The organism is Parasedimentitalea maritima (assembly GCF_005771405.1).
Lineage (GTDB): Bacteria > Pseudomonadota > Alphaproteobacteria > Rhodobacterales > Rhodobacteraceae > Parasedimentitalea > Parasedimentitalea maritima.
This window is the reverse complement of sequence record NZ_VAUA01000009.1, coordinates 96899-112795: the sequence shown is the minus strand read 5'-3', so window position 1 is coordinate 112795 and position 15897 is coordinate 96899. Positions and strand designations below refer to the sequence as shown.

Sequence of the window (15897 nt, the reverse complement as noted above, 5' to 3'; positions counted from 1 at the left end):
TAAACGACGATATAGGCGGGTCCAGCGTTGAATCACCAGAAAGTCAGATTGTCTCCAGGGCTGCACTTTGTTGCCACTCCAATTGGGACTGCACGCGACATCACGCTTCGGGCGCTGGATGTGCTCGCCTCGGCTGAGGTTATTGCAGCAGAAGACACCCGTTCCCTGCGACGATTGATGGAAATCCACGGCGTGCCTTTGGAGGGGCGTCGGGTCATTGCCTACCACGATCACAGCGGTACGGGCGCCCGTGCAGGGCTGCTTGCGTCATTGGCTGAAGGCAAGTCAGTCGCCTATGCCTCCGAAGCAGGTATGCCGCTTATCGCGGATCCCGGGTATGATCTTAGCCGCGCCGCTGCCGAAGCGGGCCACGCGGTCACGGTGGCGCCGGGTGCGTCGGCGGGGCTTGCAGCACTGACGCTGGCCGGGCTGCCCACCGATGCCTTCTTTTTTGCCGGCTTTCTCCCAAATGCCAGCGGTGCTCGCCGAAAACGATTAGAAGAAGTCAGTCGAATCCCCGGCACTTTGATCTTTTACGAATCCCCCAAACGGGTAGCCGCCTCGCTGGCGGATATGGCTGAGGTTCTTGGCGACCGCCCAGCGGCGCTGTGTCGGGAGATAACCAAGAAATTTGAAGAAGTCCGTCGCGCTTCGCTCAGCGAACTGGCTGCACAACTGGCCGAAAATGGGGTGAAGGGCGAAATTGTTGTTCTGGTTGATCGTTCTCACACCAAAGATGTGAACCCAGAGGATCTGGAAAGCGATTTGCGTGCGGCCCTAAGGGAAAACTCCGTCAAAGATGCAGCCGATATCGTGTCGAAGCTCCACGACCTGCCGCGTCGCAAGGTTTATCAGATGGCTCTTAAGCTGCCCAAGGATGCTGAATAAGCAATGGCGGGGCCAAAGGATCCACATGATCGCGGTCAGCGGGCCTATCTGGCAGGAGCCGCTGCCGAAGACTTGGTGCTTCGTCATTATGAACAACGCGGCTATCAACTGGCCGAACGGCGCTGGCGTGGCGCTGGCGGAGAGATTGATCTTATTCTACGTCAGGGTGCAGCTCTGGTGTTTGTTGAAGTGAAGCACAGTAAAATCAAAGCCCGCGCTGCCCTGCGGATCAGTCAGGCACAGATCAACCGGATTTATGCCAGCGCGGGCCAATTTTTAGAACATGAACCAGCAGGCCAGCTGACCGAAGCGCGCTTTGATGTGGCTTTGGTTGGTGGGTCGGGTGAGATCGAAATCATTGAAAATGCTTTTGGTCAGGGTTGACCCATTGAACATAGTCCGCGGCTGCGCCATGTATTTGGCCGACAGATAAGGGATAAGCGCATGAAAATCGCCTTTCAAATGGACCCGATCGGGGACGTGGACATCAACGCCGACAGCAGCTTCCGGCTGGCCGAAGAGGCGCAGAAACGCGGTCACTCGCTATTTTTCTACGGTCCTGACCAGCTTGCCTATCAAGAAGGTCGTATAACGGCCCGCGGTCAGGACATGACCGTGCAGCGGGTTGCGGGTGATCCCGCGGTTCTGGGGCCGCTGCGCGAGGTGGATCTGGCCGACTTTGATGTGATCTGGTTGCGCCAAGATCCGCCGTTCGACATGCATTACATCACTGCGACCCATCTGCTGGACCGTCTTAAGGGGCAGGCCTTGGTGGTTAATGACCCGTTCTGGGTGCGCAACTACCCTGAAAAACTGCTGGTGCTGGATTTCCCTCAGTTGACGCCACCGACCACTATTGCCCGTGATCTGGACACCATTAAGGCGTTCAAAGCCAAGCACGGCGACGTAATTCTAAAACCATTGTATGGTAATGGTGGGGCCGGGGTGTTCCGTCTGGATGTCAATGACCGCAACCTGACATCACTGCATGAGCTGTTCACTGGATTTAGCCGAGAGCCATTGATCGTGCAGAAATTCCTGCCTGATGTGAGCAACGGTGATAAGCGTGTGATCCTTGTGGATGGTGAGCCTGTCGGCGCAATCAATCGGGTGCCAGCTGCTGGTGAAACCCGCTCCAACATGCATGTGGGTGGTCGTCCCGAGAAAGTTGGTCTAACCGATCGTGATCTTGAAATCTGCGCTGCTATTGGCCCGCTGCTCAAGGAGAGGGGGCAGGTTTTTGTTGGTATCGACGTGATTGGCGATTACCTGACCGAAATCAACGTGACCTCTCCAACAGGTATTCAAGAGCTGGAACGGTTCGATGGGGTAAACATCGCCGAGAAGATCTGGCAGGCTATTGAAGCCAAGTTGTAAAGGCTAGTCGTCCAATCAGTTTCTTTTGCCCGGCTGAAAACGCCGGGCAGAATTTTGTTCATGCCGCTCCCGCCAATCTGAAACTCAGAGCCTCGGCCACATCGCTACGGCGAATGTCAGGGGCCGCGTCCAGATCAGCAATGGTGCGGGCCACGCGCAGTACCCGGTGATATCCACGCGCGGTCAGGCCAAATCTTTCTGCTGCGCGCATCAGCAACTCCCGGCTGTCGCTGTCGGGGCGTGCAACCTGTTCCAAGATCTCGCCTTCTGTATCGGCGTTCTGAAGTAAAGTGGGATAGTCTGCATACCGATCCTTTTGCAGTGCGCGCGCATCAGCAACACGCGTTCCAATGTCGGTCGTGCCTTCGCCATTTGCAGGCAGGTCCAAATCGCTGAAGGCAACTGGAGGCACCTCAACGCGAAGATCAAACCGGTCCATCAGCGGCCCGGATATTCGCCCAATGTAGTCCTCGCCGCAAATGGGCGCGCGGGAACAGGCGCGTGCTGGGTCTGTGAGATAGCCGCATTTGCAGGGATTGGCCGCGGCCACCAACATGAACCGGCTGGGATATTTTACATGAGCATTGGCACGAGCAATCATCACCTCGCCGCTCTCGATTGGCTGGCGCAGGGTTTCCAGGACCATCCGGTTGAACTCTGGGAATTCATCCAGAAATAGAACGCCGTTGTGGGCCAAACTAATTTCACCCGGCTTAGCCCGTCGCCCACCACCCACAATCGCCGCCATTGATGCGGTGTGATGCGGCTCGCGAAAGGGGCGGGTGCGGTTGATGCCTCCTTCTTCGATCAGCCCGCACAACGACTGGATCATCGACGTTTGCAGGGCTTCATCTGGTGTCAGTGGAGGCAATATACCGGGGAGCCGCGCGGCGAGCATGGATTTTCCAGAGCCGGGTGTGCCGACCATTAGGATGTGGTGGCGACCTGCCGCGGCAATTTCCAAAGCGCGCTTGGCACGCTCCTGTCCTTTGACATCGCGTAGGTCTTTGACGTGCACCGGGCTGGTGATCTCGCCCGGCTGGGCCGGGGGGATGGGCACTTGCCCGGTGTAATGGCGCACAACATCGGCCAGGCTTGCGGCCCCTATCACTGTTGCCGCCTCCACCCATGCAGCTTCTGCGCCTGAGGCTTGCGGGCAAAGCAGCGTGCGTTGTTCGGCGGCGGCCGTCATTGCCGCTGGCAGGGCACCGACAACGGGCACAAGAGTGCCATCAAGCGATAACTCGCCCAATGCGATGGTTTCGGCCACGGTGTCGGCCGGTATGATTTCGATTGCCGCCAGCAATGCCAGCGCAATCGGAAGGTCAAAATGACTACCTTCCTTTGGCAGATCCGCAGGTGACAGGTTGATGGTGATACGTTTGGATGGCAGGGCGATTGCCATCGTTGAAAGGGCCGAGCGCACCCGATCACGCGCTTCGGACACCGCCTTATCAGGTAGCCCGACCACCGAAAACGCAGGTAAGCCGGGGGCTACAGCGCATTGAACTTCCACTGGGCGGGCCTCAACCCCTTGAAAGGCAACCGTATAGGCACGCGCGACCATCTCTCCCTGCTCCTATAGGTTCAGGAAGAGATGATTGGAAATCATGGTTTCCAATTGGTTAATGCGCCCGTCAATTCAGGATGAAATAGCCCGTCCGTAGTCTTATCCGGGCAGAGCCCACGCCCGTCTGGGCAAATCAAGAGCATAGGGTTCAGGGTCATATTTGACATCCTGTGCCAATTCCTGCCAACGCAGAACTGCCGGGTCCGACAGCAATGCCGTACAATAGGCCAATGATGCTTCCGATACGGGTAGATCATAGCCAACAATGCGTGCGGCAACTGGCGTGTAAAACACATCTGCCAGTGAGTACTGCCCGAACAACCCGCCAGACTTGCTGCCTGACAGACTGCGAGCGTGGGCCCAGAGGGTTTCAATCCGTTCTAGGTCAGCTTTGACCGCATCAGAAACGGAGAACCCCTGCCAAATATGGCTGAATTGCATGGCGCATTCGCCGCGCAACCCGCCAAAACCACTGGCCATTTCAGCACAAAGCCAACGTGCGGTTGCGCGCAGTGCTGGATCGGCAGGCCACAATCCGGCCTCCGGGTGTCGCTCCGCTAGAGTTTCAGCCATTGCCAGGCTTTCTCCGACAACTGTGCCTTCAGGGGTGCGCAGGCTTGGAACCAGCCGGGCAGGGGCGAGGTGCGCCATGTCCTGGGCCATTGTGCCGGAATAAAGCCCAATCATATGGGTGCGATGCGGCAGCGCGAATTTTTCAAGCATAAGCCAGCCACGTAAGGACCAGCTGGAATACATCCGGTCGCCAATATAAAGATCATAAGTCATGGCATCATACTAACAACAAATACTCATTCCAAAATCGAATATTTGTTGCGCTGTTCATCACGGAATTTGATTTACCTGACGGATTTTCCATCCTGTAGGCCCATGTACAATCTCGCTGACCGACAGGTTATCAATCTTGTGGCCAAGAGCTTGCTCTGGTGTCGAGGAAAGTCCACGTTGAACTTGGGTGAGTATGACCCCGATATGGGCTACGGCAATCACATGGCGTCCAGGATGGGCTGCGGTGATGGTGTCGACAACGCGTGAAACCCTTAAAGCAGCTGCATTCCAGCTCTCCCCATTGGGCGGCGCGATGTCTCCCGGAGTTTCCCAATAGGCCCGGCTTAATTCAGGATGGGTTTTAGCAACGTCTGAAAAGTGCTTTCCGTCCCAATCTCCAAAGTTGAATTCACGTAAATCAGGGTGGTCGGGTAGCCGGGTCCGCGAACCGGCAATGGCATCAGCCGTCGCACGCGCCCGGATCAAATCTGACGAAATCAGCAATGCATCATTTGGAAGGTGGCTCGTCAGACGCTCAATTTGCGCTGTATCTGACAAATCGGCAGGCACATCGCGCCATCCAACAAAGGCTTTTTCATGGGTTGGGCCGTGGCGCACCCAGTGCCAAGTTGTTTGGTTGCTCATGGCAATTGCCCTTTAAGGACCAACGGCAATCCGGCAATAACCTGTACAACACAATTTGCCTGCGCCGCGAGTGCGATATTGAATCGCCCCTGAGCCTCACGGAATTTCCGCGAAAGGGCATTATCAGGGACTATTCCCAACCCGACCTCATTGGACACAACCACTAGGTCTGCTTTGCAGCTGGCAATTGAAGCTAGCAAATTTCGTTGTTCTGTATCTAAGTTATTTTCTGCCAACAGATGATTTGTTAGCCACATTGTGGCGCAATCGAGTAAGCAAATTTGAGAAGTATTTAATGAGTTTAATATTGGAGAAAGGTCAAAACCTTCCTCATAGGTTGTCCAGTCATTACCTCTTTGCACGACATGTTTGTCTACTTTAACGCGCATTTCATGATCAAGTATTTGTGATGTGGCCAAATATACCCGGTCTTTTCCACTAGTTAAGCAGATATGTTCGGCATATGAACTCTTTCCAGAGGCCGCTCCGCCCAGAATAAATGTGACTTGGGCCGACAATTTTATTACCCTTTTCATTACAGAAGCCGTACCGGTGGGTAACCACAGGGCCCGCTTAAAACAAGCTGAGAAAACGCAGTCCCCGTGTCGCTATTCCTGAACGGGGAGATTTGCAACAGGACGGGGCATTTGCGCCCATCCATTACAGAACTTGTTGCCGTGTGGTACTAAGCCACCAAGCCAATTGAACTGCGTACTATAATATCGGGTCCTTACTGAATTTGACGTTGCTCTAGAACGTAGACGGCAAAGCTGTTTTCGGGGGAAAGTACATGGCACGTGAAGGACAATTTAACAATCCATTGCCCAAAAAGGCGATGAAAGCTGAACTACTGGATGCAGAAACCGAATTGCGACTGGCCTATGCTTGGCGCGATGACAGGGATGAGGCAGCGCTGCACCGCTTGATAAATGCCTATCTCAGACTGGCAATATCAATGGCAGCCAAGTTTAAGCGCTACGGTGCGCCCATGAATGACCTGATTCAAGAAGCCGGACTTGGGTTGATGAAAGCTGCAGATAAATTCGATCCTGACCGTGGGGTGCGGTTTTCGACCTATGCCGTGTGGTGGATCAAAGCCTCTATCCAAGACTATGTGATGCGGAATTGGTCGATGGTACGAACCGGTTCGACCTCGTCGCAAAAATCACTGTTTTTCAATATGCGTCGAGTTCAGGCTCAGTTAGAGCGTGCAGCGACGGCGCGGGGCAACAAGTTGGACCGCCATCAATTACACCAAAAAATTGCCAGTGAAATCGGTGTTCCAATCCGTGACGTCGAAATGATGGAGGGACGGCTGTCCGGATCAGATTTCTCGCTGAACGCGGTACAGTCAGCGGATGAAGATGGCCGTGAATGGATTGATGCGCTTGAAGACGACTGTGATCAGGCCCAGGAACTGGTGCAGAAACGTCATGATCGTCGGCAATTACGCGTCTGGCTCGTGACGGCAATGCAGGCATTGAACGGCCGCGAACGCTTCATAGTGAAAGAACGCAAATTGCGAGATCGCCCGCGCACCTTGGAAAGCCTTGGTACCGAATTGGGATTATCTAAGGAACGTGTACGCCAATTGGAGGCCGCAGCCTTTTTGAAGATGCGGAAAAACCTTGAAACCCAATCGCGAGAGGTGCATAGCCTGCTTGCATGAAAAACCTTATTGATTTTGTAAGAAAAGGCGCCTCTCTCTTGGGGGGCGCCTTTATCATTGCTGGTTCTGGCCATGCTTTGGCTGAACCAACGGCTGGTGAAATCCATCTGCTGGCTGCCGCTGACGTGGTGATTTTGGGCGAGGTGCATGACAATGCTGCTCATCACCAAATACAGGCTGACATCTTGAACGCGCTATCCCCTAAGGCTGTGGTTTGGGAGATGATCACACAAACCCAGGCCGCCGCGCTTTCGGGGATCGACTTAAAAGACGCAACGCGTGTTTCCGCGCAGCTGGATTGGGGCAACTCTGGCTGGCCCGAATTTGAACTTTATGCGCCGGTTTTTGCGGCCGCAACTGGGGCCCAGCAGTTTGGCGGTCTGGTGCCGCGGGCTCAGGCAGGCGAGGTGATGGAACGCGGCGCAGCAAGCTTCTTTGGTGATGACGCAGCTTTGTTTGGGTTGGATCAGCGATTATCGGAAGCAGAGCAACAGGCCCGCGAAGCTGACCAGCTGAGCAATCATTGTAACGCTTTACCCGCAGAGATGTTGCCTAGGATGGTTGAATTCCAAAGGTTGCGGGATGCGGCACTGGCAAAGGCAACATTGCATGCGCTGAAGGCAACCGGGGGGCCTGTTGTAGTGATCACCGGCAATGGCCATGCGCGTAAAGATCGCGGAATACCGGTTTACCTTACGCAGGCGCGTCCAGATCTGAGTGTTGTTACGGTTGGACAATCCGAGAATGGACAGGTGGCAGGCGCATTTGATCTGGTTCTGGATTCTGATCCGGTGGAGCGACCTGACCCCTGTTTGGCGTTTCAGTAGGGCGGTGGTTCTCACGCGGGATTGCTGGAAAATCGTTTCACACTTGCGTAGCAAGGCAGTACTGTCTCCGAAGGTGCTGCGTAAGGACGGGTAAATGCTGGCTGACAAACGTATTCTTCTGATTATTGGTGGTGGTATCGCTGCCTATAAATCGCTTGAGCTCATTCGGCGATTGCAGGATCAGGGTGCTCTGGTGACTCCAGTTTTAACCCGTGCAGGCGAACAGTTTGTGACACCTTTGTCTGTATCAGCTTTGGCCGGTGCCGCCGTTCACCGTGATCTGTTTGATCTGACCACTGAGGCTGAGATGGGGCATATCCAACTCTCTCGCAGTGCGGATCTGGTTGTAGTGGCCCCGGCAACCGCAGATTTGATGGCTAAGATGGCGCAGGGGCTGGCAAATGACCTGGCCTCAACCCTCCTGCTGGCTACAGACACACCTGTAATGGTTGTCCCTGCGATGAATGTGCGCATGTGGGAACATGCTGCTACTCAACGCAATATTGAGACGCTGAAAGCTGATGGCGTCAGTTTCTGTGGTCCAAACGAGGGCAGCATGGCCTGCGGCGAATTCGGACCGGGCCGTTTGGCTGAGGTGGACGAAATCGTTACAGCGATCACTGCTAAGCTGTCAGATGGGCCTCTGCAGGGAAAACGTATTCTGGTGACGTCAGGGCCAACACATGAGCCCATCGACCCCGTCCGATACATCGCGAACCGGTCGTCAGGGGCGCAAGGGGCCGCAATGGCCCGTGCTCTGCGCGATCTGGGGGCTGAAGTGGTGTTTATCACGGGCCCTGCATCGGTGTGCCCACCTGAGGGGGTGACTGTGGTGGCTGTTGAAACCGCAGAGCAAATGTCCGAAGCGGTGGATGCCGCTTTGCCGGTGGATGCCGGGGTGTTTGCCGCTGCGGTGTCCGACTGGCGGGTGGTTAATGCATCGGACCAAAAGTTGAAGAAATCAAAAGACGGGCTGCCCGTTATGGAATTTGCGGAAAACCCTGACATCCTGAAACGGGTGTCACATATGGAAAAAGGGCGACCCTGCCTGGTGGTTGGCTTTGCTGCTGAAACCAATGATGTGATCGAATACGCCACAGCAAAACGTCTCCGTAAGGGCTGCGACTGGATTGTTGCCAATGACGTATCACCTGCTACCGGGATTATGGGTGGCAGTGAGAACGCAGTGGTTCTGATTGGTGAAAACGGCGCTGAAGAATGGCCGCGGATGGGTAAGGATCAGGTTGCACAGCAATTGGCTCAACGAATAGCGCAGGCTCTGACCTCATAACGGTACGGTCTGCGACGTGCGTAATTCTGAACATGATGAAGGGACGGCCGGTATGATCTCAATCCGGGTGACTTATGACGTGGGGGCAGACCAAACAGTGTCCCTGCCTACATACGAGACGCCAGAGGCGGCGGGTGCGGATTTACGCGCCAATCTACCGGACCGAGGCACCGTTGTGCTGCAACCGGGTGAACGCGTACTTGTGCCGACCGGGCTGCGTCTCGAAATTCCGCAGGGGTATGAGGTACAGATCCGGCCCCGCTCTGGGTTGGCGCTCAAGCATGGCATAACCCTGCCAAATGCGCCTGGTACGATCGATAGCGATTACCGCGGGCCTTTAGGGGTGATTGTGATGAATGCCGGGCAGGGGACATTCAAAATCACCCATGGTGACCGCATTGCACAGATGGTGGTGGCCCCTGTCCTGCAAGCCCGTTTTGATGTGGCCGACAGGTTGAGTGACACCACACGGGGCAGTGGTGGGTTTGGGTCGACTGGGCAGAACTGATGCTAAGAATTTTATTTCTCGCCGCCATGGTCTGGTGGGGTGGTCGGTTTCTTGGGCTGCCGCGCCAACTGCGTGCCGCGCTACTGGTGTTGCTGTTTTTGGTTGTTTTGCTCATTCAGCTGACCCTGCCTGACGGCCATAGGTTGCGTGAGGCCACTGGCGGCTCTGTGGCGCTCTGGCTGATCTTGGGGGGCTTTGGGCTCTTGGCGGCAGGCTATGGTCGGCTTATTGCTGTTCTAAAAGCGCGCGCCCAACCCAAGGAGACTACAATGTCGCAAAAAACCGGTACGTTTTCGGAGACTGAGTTAGACCGGTATGCCCGCCACATCGTCCTTCGCGAATTGGGTGGACCTGGACAGAAAAAGCTGAAGAACGCCCGGATTCTGGTGATTGGCGCTGGCGGGCTGGGCGCACCTGCTCTGCAATACCTTGCAGCAGCTGGCGTCGGCACCATTGGGGTGATCGACGACGATGAGGTGGAAAACGCGAACCTGCAACGTCAAGTGATTCATCGGGACGAAGACATTGGCTTGGCTAAAGTTTTCTCAGCGAAAAAAGCGATGGAAGCACAGAACCCATACGTGACCGTGTTGCCGTATCACCGGCGTCTCAGCTCTGAAAATGCCGAGGCGTTGTTTGCTGATTTTGATCTGATACTGGATGGAACCGACAATTTTGCCACCCGCTATCTGGTCAATCGCACAGCTGTCGCATTGGGCAAGCCGCTGATTTCTGGCGCGCTGTCACAATGGGAAGGCCAGCTAAGCTTGTTTCACCCCAGCAAAGGGGGACCATGTTACCAGTGTATTTTCCCAGAAGAACCAGCATCGGGTTTGGCGCCATCATGTTCCGAGGCAGGGGTTGTTGGACCTTTGCCTGGCGTAGTTGGGGCGATGATGGCACTGGAAGCCATCAAACAGATCACCGGCGCAGGCGAAGTCTTGCGCGGCGCGATGTTGATTTACGACGGTCTTTACAGTGAGACGCGACGTATTCAGCTGAAATCAACTCCAGATTGCCCGGTTTGTGCGTCTAAGAGCGACTGACGGCTTGCGCAATAACTCTGCGCACGGCACATCTGTTGCAAACAAAATTCAAGAGAGGGGATAACATGAAAACGATTTTTTCACTGACCGCAGCAGCGGTGTTTGGACTGGCAAGCGGTGCTCTGGCAGCAGATCTGCCAGATCTTGGCGGTGCCGAAGTGGTTGTTGCGACCGAAAACGCATATCCACCATTGCAGTTTGTTGACCCGAAATCGGGTGAGGCCATTGGCTGGGAATATGATGCCATGGCCGAAATTGCCAAGCGCATCAACATTACCGTGGTTTATGAAAACACCAGCTGGGACGCGATGATCCCTGCAGTCAGCGAAGCACAGTATGATCTGGGTATGACCGGGATCACTATTCGAGACGACCGCAAAGAAAAGGTCGATTTTTCCGACAAATACCTGACCTCGCAAATGCGCATGATTGTGGCCAGTGACGAAACCCGTTTTGACGATGCTGCCAGCTTTGCTGCCAACGATGATTTTCTGGCTGCTGCACAACCCGGCACCACACCATTCTACGTAACGGTTTATGATATCCTGGACGGTGACGAGGCCAACAACCGTATCAAACTGTTTGAAACATTTGGTGCTGCAATTCAGGCCCTGCGGGTTGGTGATGTGGATCTGGCCCTCTCTGACAGCACCGCCGCCAATGGGTATGTAACTGCGTCAGCAGGTAAGCTGAAAATCGTAGGCGAGCCATTGGGCACCGAAGATTTTGGTTTTATCTTCCCCAAAGGCAGTGAACTGGTTGCGCCGATCAATGCAGCAATTGCATCAATGGAAGCTGACGGAACACTGGAAGCACTGAACACCAAGTGGTTCCTCGAATATAAAATGGGCCAGTAAGGCGCGTCACATTTGACCTTAATACTCCCCGGTCCCTTGGGCCGGGGTTTTTCTTGAAAGACGACTATGGCGGCTCCCAAAAAAGACAAAGAAGATTTTCCCTGGTGGCTGGCTGCGGTTGTGCTGATTGGGGTTTACCTCGGCTGGCAGGTGGTTGCGGATGACCTGTATCTGCAAATCCTGACCACGCTTACAAAAGGTGTGAAAACGACGGTTTTTGTCACACTGGTTAGCTTCTTTCTGGCCTCGTTTCTTGGGTTGTTACTGGCGCTTGGGGCAGGATCAAAATGGCTGGTGGTTCGACAGGTCACCCGGTTTTATGTTGAGGTCGTGCGCGGTGTGCCGATTATTGTGCTGCTGCTTTACGTGGCCTTCGCCATGGCTCCTGCGCTGGTTGAACTGCGCAACTGGCTGGGGGATCTCGTCGGTCTAGACCCCATTCGAACTCGCAATTTTCCACTGATCTGGCGCGCGATCATTGCCCTGATGGTAGCCTATTCGGCCTTCATATCTGAAGTGTTCCGCGCTGGTTTGCAATCGGTAGAAGAGGGGCAGATCGAAGCCGCCAAAGCGCTGGGTCTGAATGGCTGGCAACGGTTCCGGTTGGTGATCTTCCCGCAAGCCATCCGCACCATAATGCCGCCACTGGGCAATGATTTTGTCGCCTTGGTCAAGGATAGCTCATTGGTGTCTGTTCTTGGCGTGCTCGACGTTACGCAGCTGGGCAAGGTGACTGCGGCGGGCAATTTTCGCTACTTTGAAACCTACAACGTGGTGGCATTGATCTACCTTACCATGACCATCGGGCTGTCTTTGGCGCTGCGCCGGTTTGAACGTCACCTGCGTGAGCGTGAGACTGCAAAATAGAAACAATTAACTGACCAGATTGTGTATCGCGTTGCCCTTCTTTGGGCAGGCGATACCTCTGTTTCCTGAGATGTGCCGTTGCGGGGCATATGGTCGATACTCTAGCGTAGCGGCAAAGGAGATATTGCCATGACCAACCCACTTTTGCCCCGCTGGGACACGCCATTTCAAATTGCGCCGTTTGATGCCATTTCAGATGATGATTTCGCCCCAGCGCTGGAACAGGCGCTGGCTACCCACAACGCTCAGATCAAGGCTATTGCCGAAAACGCGCAGGCTCCGACATTTGCCAATGTGATCGAGGCGCTGGAAACTCCGTGTCGTGAGCTGGATCAAGTGCTTTCAGTGTTCTTCACCGTCGCTGGGGCTGATAGCAATCCCGCGCGCGAAGCTTTGCAACGGGACTTCTCTCCCAAATTGGCGGCTCATTTTTCTGCGATTACGGCAAATAAGGCCCTGTTTGCCCGGGTGGCGGCCGTTTGGGACGCGCGTGAAAATCTGGATTTGAGCGATGAACAACAGCGGGTATTGATGTTGACCCATCGTGGCTTTGTCAGGGGCGGTGCCGCGCTGACTGGCGAAGCAGACGCACGGATGCAGGAAATAAAAGGCCGTCTGGCGACTCTGGGCACTGATTTCACCCAGAACCTGCTAGCAGATGAGCGTGACTGGTTCATGCCGCTGTCAGAAAACGATCTCGAAGGTCTGCCTGATTTCCTCATCGACGCCGCACGGGCCGCCGGTGCTGAAAAAGGTGAGGACGGGCCGGTGGTGACACTGTCTCGTTCGATCATCACACCGTTTTTGCAATTTTCCCCCCGGCGCGATCTTCGTGAGGCGGCATTTAATGCCTGGGCTGCGCGTGGTGCCAATGGTGGCGAAACGGACAACCGGGACATTGCCGCGGAAATATTGCAGCTAAGACAAGAGCGAGCTGGACTGTTAGGCTATGACAGCTTTGCCGACTACAGGCTGGAAACCGAAATGGCCAAAACGCCGGATGCGGTTCGCGGCCTGTTGATGGACGTTTGGGGGCCAGCCAAAACTCAGGCCGAGGCAGATGCAGAAGTGCTCACCAAAATGATGGTGGCGGATGGCATCAATGGCGACCTGCAGCCATGGGACTGGCGCTATTATGCGGATAAACGCCGCAAGGTCGAACATGATTTGGACGAGGCCGAGCTAAAGCCATATCTGCAACTGGATCGGATGATCGAGGCCTCGTTCACCTGTGCCACCCGCCTGTTTGACCTGAAGTTCAAACCGTTGAACGTGGCACTGTATCATCCCGATTGCCGCGCCTGGGAGGTAACCCGCAACGGCAAACATGTGGCGGTGTTCATAGGGGACTATTTCGCCCGTGGGTCTAAGCGGTCTGGCGCATGGTGTTCAGCGATGCGCAGTCAGGCAAAGTTTCCGGAGATACAGGCACCTGTGGTGATCAACGTCTGTAACTTTGCCAAGGGTGAGCCGGCGTTACTGTCCTGGGATGATGCGCGCACACTGTTCCATGAATTTGGTCATGCGCTGCATCAAATGCTGTCAAATGTATCCTATGAAAGCATTTCCGGTACCTCGGTTGCGCGCGATTTTGTCGAACTGCCCAGTCAGCTATATGAACACTGGTTAGAGGTGCCCGAGGTGCTGGCAGAGTTTGCCACACATGCCGATACTGGGGCAGCCATGCCGCAAGAGATGTTGGATAAAGTTCTGGGGGCGGCAAACTTCGATATGGGGTTCCAGACGGTGGAGTATGTCGCCTCTGCACTGGTTGATCTGGCCTTTCACGAGGGCGCGGCGCCAGCGGACGTTATGGCAAAGCAAGAGGCAGTGCTGTCCGAGATCGGCATGCCGCAAGCCATCTCAATGCGCCATGCCAGCCCGCATTTTGCCCATGTCTTTTCCGGTGACGGCTACAGCTCGGGCTATTACAGCTACATGTGGTCCGAAGTGATGGACGCTGATGCTTTTGCCGCCTTCGAGGAGGCAGGCGGGGCGTTTGATTCAGAACGCGCCAAAGCGCTGGAGGATAACATTCTGTCTACGGGTGGGTCCCAGGATGCGGGCGAGCTCTATGTGGCGTTTCGTGGCCGGTTGCCAGGGGTCGAGGCTCTGCTCAAAGGTCGTGGTTTAGCTGCGGAATAGACCTATCTGGTAGGTCGATATGTAAAACTATGTCGCGCCCAGTCTTTCGCAAAGACGGGCGCGACGGTCAGTGACTAGTACCCTAATTCGCGATCCACCACATGCAGAAACGGCTCGCCGGCCTCGCCACGTCGGATATTTTCCGCAATCACCTGCGCTGACGTCACAACACGGGTTTCAGCAGCGATATGCGGGGTGACGGTGACATTGGGGTGGGCCCAATAGCGGTGCTCTGCTGGCAGGGGTTCGATGCGAAACACATCCAGTGTCGCGTGGGCAATCTGACCACTGTCCAATGCCGTAAGCAGCGCGTTGTCGTCGATCAACGGCCCCCGGCCCGGATTGATGATGCGGGCACCGCGTGGCAGCTGGGCCAGTGTTTCGGCATTCAACATGTTCTCGGTGGCTGGGGTGTCCGGTAGCAGCAGTACGACAATTTCCGCACCTGCCAAAGCCCGGGTCAGACCGTCATCTCCGTGTTGGCAGGTGATACCATCAATGACCTTCGGCGAACGCGACCAACCGGTCACCGGAAACCCAAGCTGTGCAAGTGTTTCTGCGCAGGCACGACCCAATGCACCCAGCCCAAGAACGGTCACTGGTCGTTCCATCGCCCGCGGCGGCACTCTGGGTTGCCATTGGTCCTGTGTGGCTATGGAGCGATCAATATCCAGATGGTACCGCAGCACATGTCCCGCGACCCATTCCACCATTCCCGCCGTTAGTCCCGGGTCCACCATCCGACAAAGCGGCATGGTTAGGCTTGTATTTCCAACGACCTTTTCAACGCCTGCCCAAAGGCTCAAGACGGCTTTGCAGGATGTGTAGGGCGAAAAGTCTTTCAGCGGGCCATTGGGGGCATAGATCACGTAATCAACCGCGTCAGGTGCGTGATCGACACGTAGGTCCACCTCTAGCCCAGCATTAGAAAAGCCCGCTCTCATCGGCTCTGCGTAGGTCTCCCAGCGCTCTGGAGTGGCGGCGAACTGGACCTTGATCATGTGGCAAAAACTCCTGTCATATCTGCAAACCCCTTGATCTCGATCGGGTTCCCCGCTGGATCATGAAAGAACATTGTGCTCTGTTCTCCCGGTTGTCCCGCAAACCGCGTGGTGGGGGCAATGGTAAAATCTACACCCTTGCTGACTAAATGATCAGCCAGTTTCAGCCAGTCCTCTTGGGGCAGGATGACCCCAAGATGGGGCATTGGGACCATGTGATCACCCACTTTTCCGGTGTTAGCAGTCACAAACACCGGCCCAAGGTGAAGTGAAATTTGGTGTCCGAAGAAATTATAGTCGACCCAAGTGTCCGTGCATCGGCCTTCGGCGCAGCCCAGCAGCTCGCCATAGAATGCGCGAGCGCGGGTCAAATCATCGACGTGATAGGCAAGGTGGAAAATACTCATTTGATAGGTTCCT

At 55.3% G+C, this 15897-nt stretch carries 17 protein-coding genes; 11 read left to right on the top strand and 6 right to left on the bottom strand.

Features of this window, described 5'->3' with window-relative positions; genetic code table 11:
• Positions 1-27 precede the first annotated feature (27 nt).
• Genes rsmI through gshB form a run of 3 tightly spaced genes read left to right on the top strand, consistent with a single transcriptional unit; the run spans position 28 to position 2265 of the window.
• Entirely contained in the window at positions 28-888 is an 861-nt protein-coding gene (gene rsmI / locus FEE96_RS17240; protein WP_138164366.1) for a 16S rRNA (cytidine(1402)-2'-O)-methyltransferase, read from the top strand.
• A 3-nt stretch (positions 889-891) separates the two neighbouring features.
• The gene (locus FEE96_RS17235; protein ID WP_138164365.1) at positions 892-1272 is read left to right on the top strand and encodes a YraN family protein; all 381 of its coding nucleotides are present in this window, start codon (positions 892-894) and stop codon (positions 1270-1272) included.
• A gap of 60 nt (positions 1273-1332) precedes the next feature.
• Positions 1333-2265, top strand: coding sequence for a glutathione synthase (gene gshB / locus FEE96_RS17230; RefSeq protein ID WP_138164364.1), 933 nt, complete (start codon positions 1333-1335; stop codon positions 2263-2265).
• Positions 2266-2323: 58 nt separating this feature from the next.
• Here the strand turns inward: gshB and FEE96_RS17225 are convergent, their stop codons facing one another.
• The 4 genes from FEE96_RS17225 to cobU form a co-directional block, all read right to left on the bottom strand.
• A complete protein-coding gene (locus FEE96_RS17225) occupies positions 2324-3832 on the bottom strand; it encodes a YifB family Mg chelatase-like AAA ATPase (protein WP_138164363.1) in 1509 nt (502 codons plus the stop codon).
• 102 nt (positions 3833-3934) lie between these two features.
• On the bottom strand, positions 3935-4621 hold the full coding sequence (locus FEE96_RS17220) for a glutathione S-transferase (protein ID WP_138164362.1): 687 nt from the start codon (positions 4619-4621) through the stop codon (positions 3935-3937).
• A gap of 57 nt (positions 4622-4678) precedes the next feature.
• Positions 4679-5266: a histidine phosphatase family protein gene (locus FEE96_RS17215; RefSeq protein ID WP_138164361.1), complete on the bottom strand. Its 588-nt coding sequence runs from the start codon at positions 5264-5266 to the stop codon at positions 4679-4681.
• Positions 5263-5784, bottom strand: a complete 522-nt coding sequence (gene cobU / locus FEE96_RS17210) for a bifunctional adenosylcobinamide kinase/adenosylcobinamide-phosphate guanylyltransferase (RefSeq protein ID WP_138164360.1) — start codon at positions 5782-5784, stop codon at positions 5263-5265. The genes FEE96_RS17215 and cobU overlap by 4 nt, the downstream gene beginning before the upstream one ends.
• 272 nt (positions 5785-6056) lie before the next feature.
• Between cobU and FEE96_RS17205 the strand changes: the two genes are divergently transcribed.
• The 8 genes from FEE96_RS17205 to FEE96_RS17170 all read left to right on the top strand — a co-directional run bounded on the left by FEE96_RS17205 (position 6057) and on the right by FEE96_RS17170 (position 14476).
• A complete protein-coding gene (locus FEE96_RS17205; protein WP_138164359.1) occupies positions 6057-6935 on the top strand; it encodes an RNA polymerase factor sigma-32 in 879 nt (292 codons plus the stop codon).
• Entirely contained in the window at positions 6932-7762 is an 831-nt protein-coding gene (locus tag FEE96_RS17200) for a ChaN family lipoprotein (RefSeq protein WP_138164358.1), read from the top strand. Before FEE96_RS17205 ends, FEE96_RS17200 begins: the two co-directional genes overlap by 4 nt.
• Before the next feature lie 94 nt (positions 7763-7856).
• Positions 7857-9053 carry a bifunctional phosphopantothenoylcysteine decarboxylase/phosphopantothenate--cysteine ligase CoaBC gene (gene coaBC, locus FEE96_RS17195; protein WP_138164357.1) on the top strand — a complete coding sequence of 399 codons (1197 nt, stop codon included), beginning with the start codon at positions 7857-7859 and terminating at the stop codon, positions 9051-9053.
• Positions 9054-9105: 52 nt separating this feature from the next.
• The gene (gene dut, locus FEE96_RS17190; protein WP_138164356.1) at positions 9106-9561 is read left to right on the top strand and encodes a dUTP diphosphatase; all 456 of its coding nucleotides are present in this window, start codon (positions 9106-9108) and stop codon (positions 9559-9561) included.
• On the top strand, positions 9561-10607 hold the full coding sequence (locus FEE96_RS17185; RefSeq protein ID WP_138164355.1) for a HesA/MoeB/ThiF family protein: 1047 nt from the start codon (positions 9561-9563) through the stop codon (positions 10605-10607). The genes dut and FEE96_RS17185 overlap by 1 nt, the downstream gene beginning before the upstream one ends.
• 65 nt (positions 10608-10672) lie before the next feature.
• The gene (locus FEE96_RS17180; RefSeq protein ID WP_138164354.1) at positions 10673-11464 is read left to right on the top strand and encodes a transporter substrate-binding domain-containing protein; all 792 of its coding nucleotides are present in this window, start codon (positions 10673-10675) and stop codon (positions 11462-11464) included.
• 66 nt (positions 11465-11530) lie between these two features.
• Entirely contained in the window at positions 11531-12331 is an 801-nt protein-coding gene (locus FEE96_RS17175) for an amino acid ABC transporter permease (RefSeq protein ID WP_138164353.1), read from the top strand.
• Between the two features lie 129 nt (positions 12332-12460).
• A complete protein-coding gene (locus FEE96_RS17170) occupies positions 12461-14476 on the top strand; it encodes a M3 family metallopeptidase (RefSeq protein WP_138164352.1) in 2016 nt (671 codons plus the stop codon).
• Positions 14477-14550: 74 nt separating this feature from the next.
• Here the strand turns inward: FEE96_RS17170 and FEE96_RS17165 are convergent, their stop codons facing one another.
• Positions 14551-15477 (bottom strand): 2-hydroxyacid dehydrogenase, encoded by a 927-nt coding sequence (locus FEE96_RS17165; protein WP_138164351.1) that lies wholly within the window; start codon positions 15475-15477, stop codon positions 14551-14553.
• A complete protein-coding gene (locus tag FEE96_RS17160; protein WP_138164350.1) occupies positions 15474-15884 on the bottom strand; it encodes a VOC family protein in 411 nt (136 codons plus the stop codon). The genes FEE96_RS17165 and FEE96_RS17160 overlap by 4 nt, the downstream gene beginning before the upstream one ends.
• Between the last annotated feature and the right edge of the window lie 13 nt (positions 15885-15897).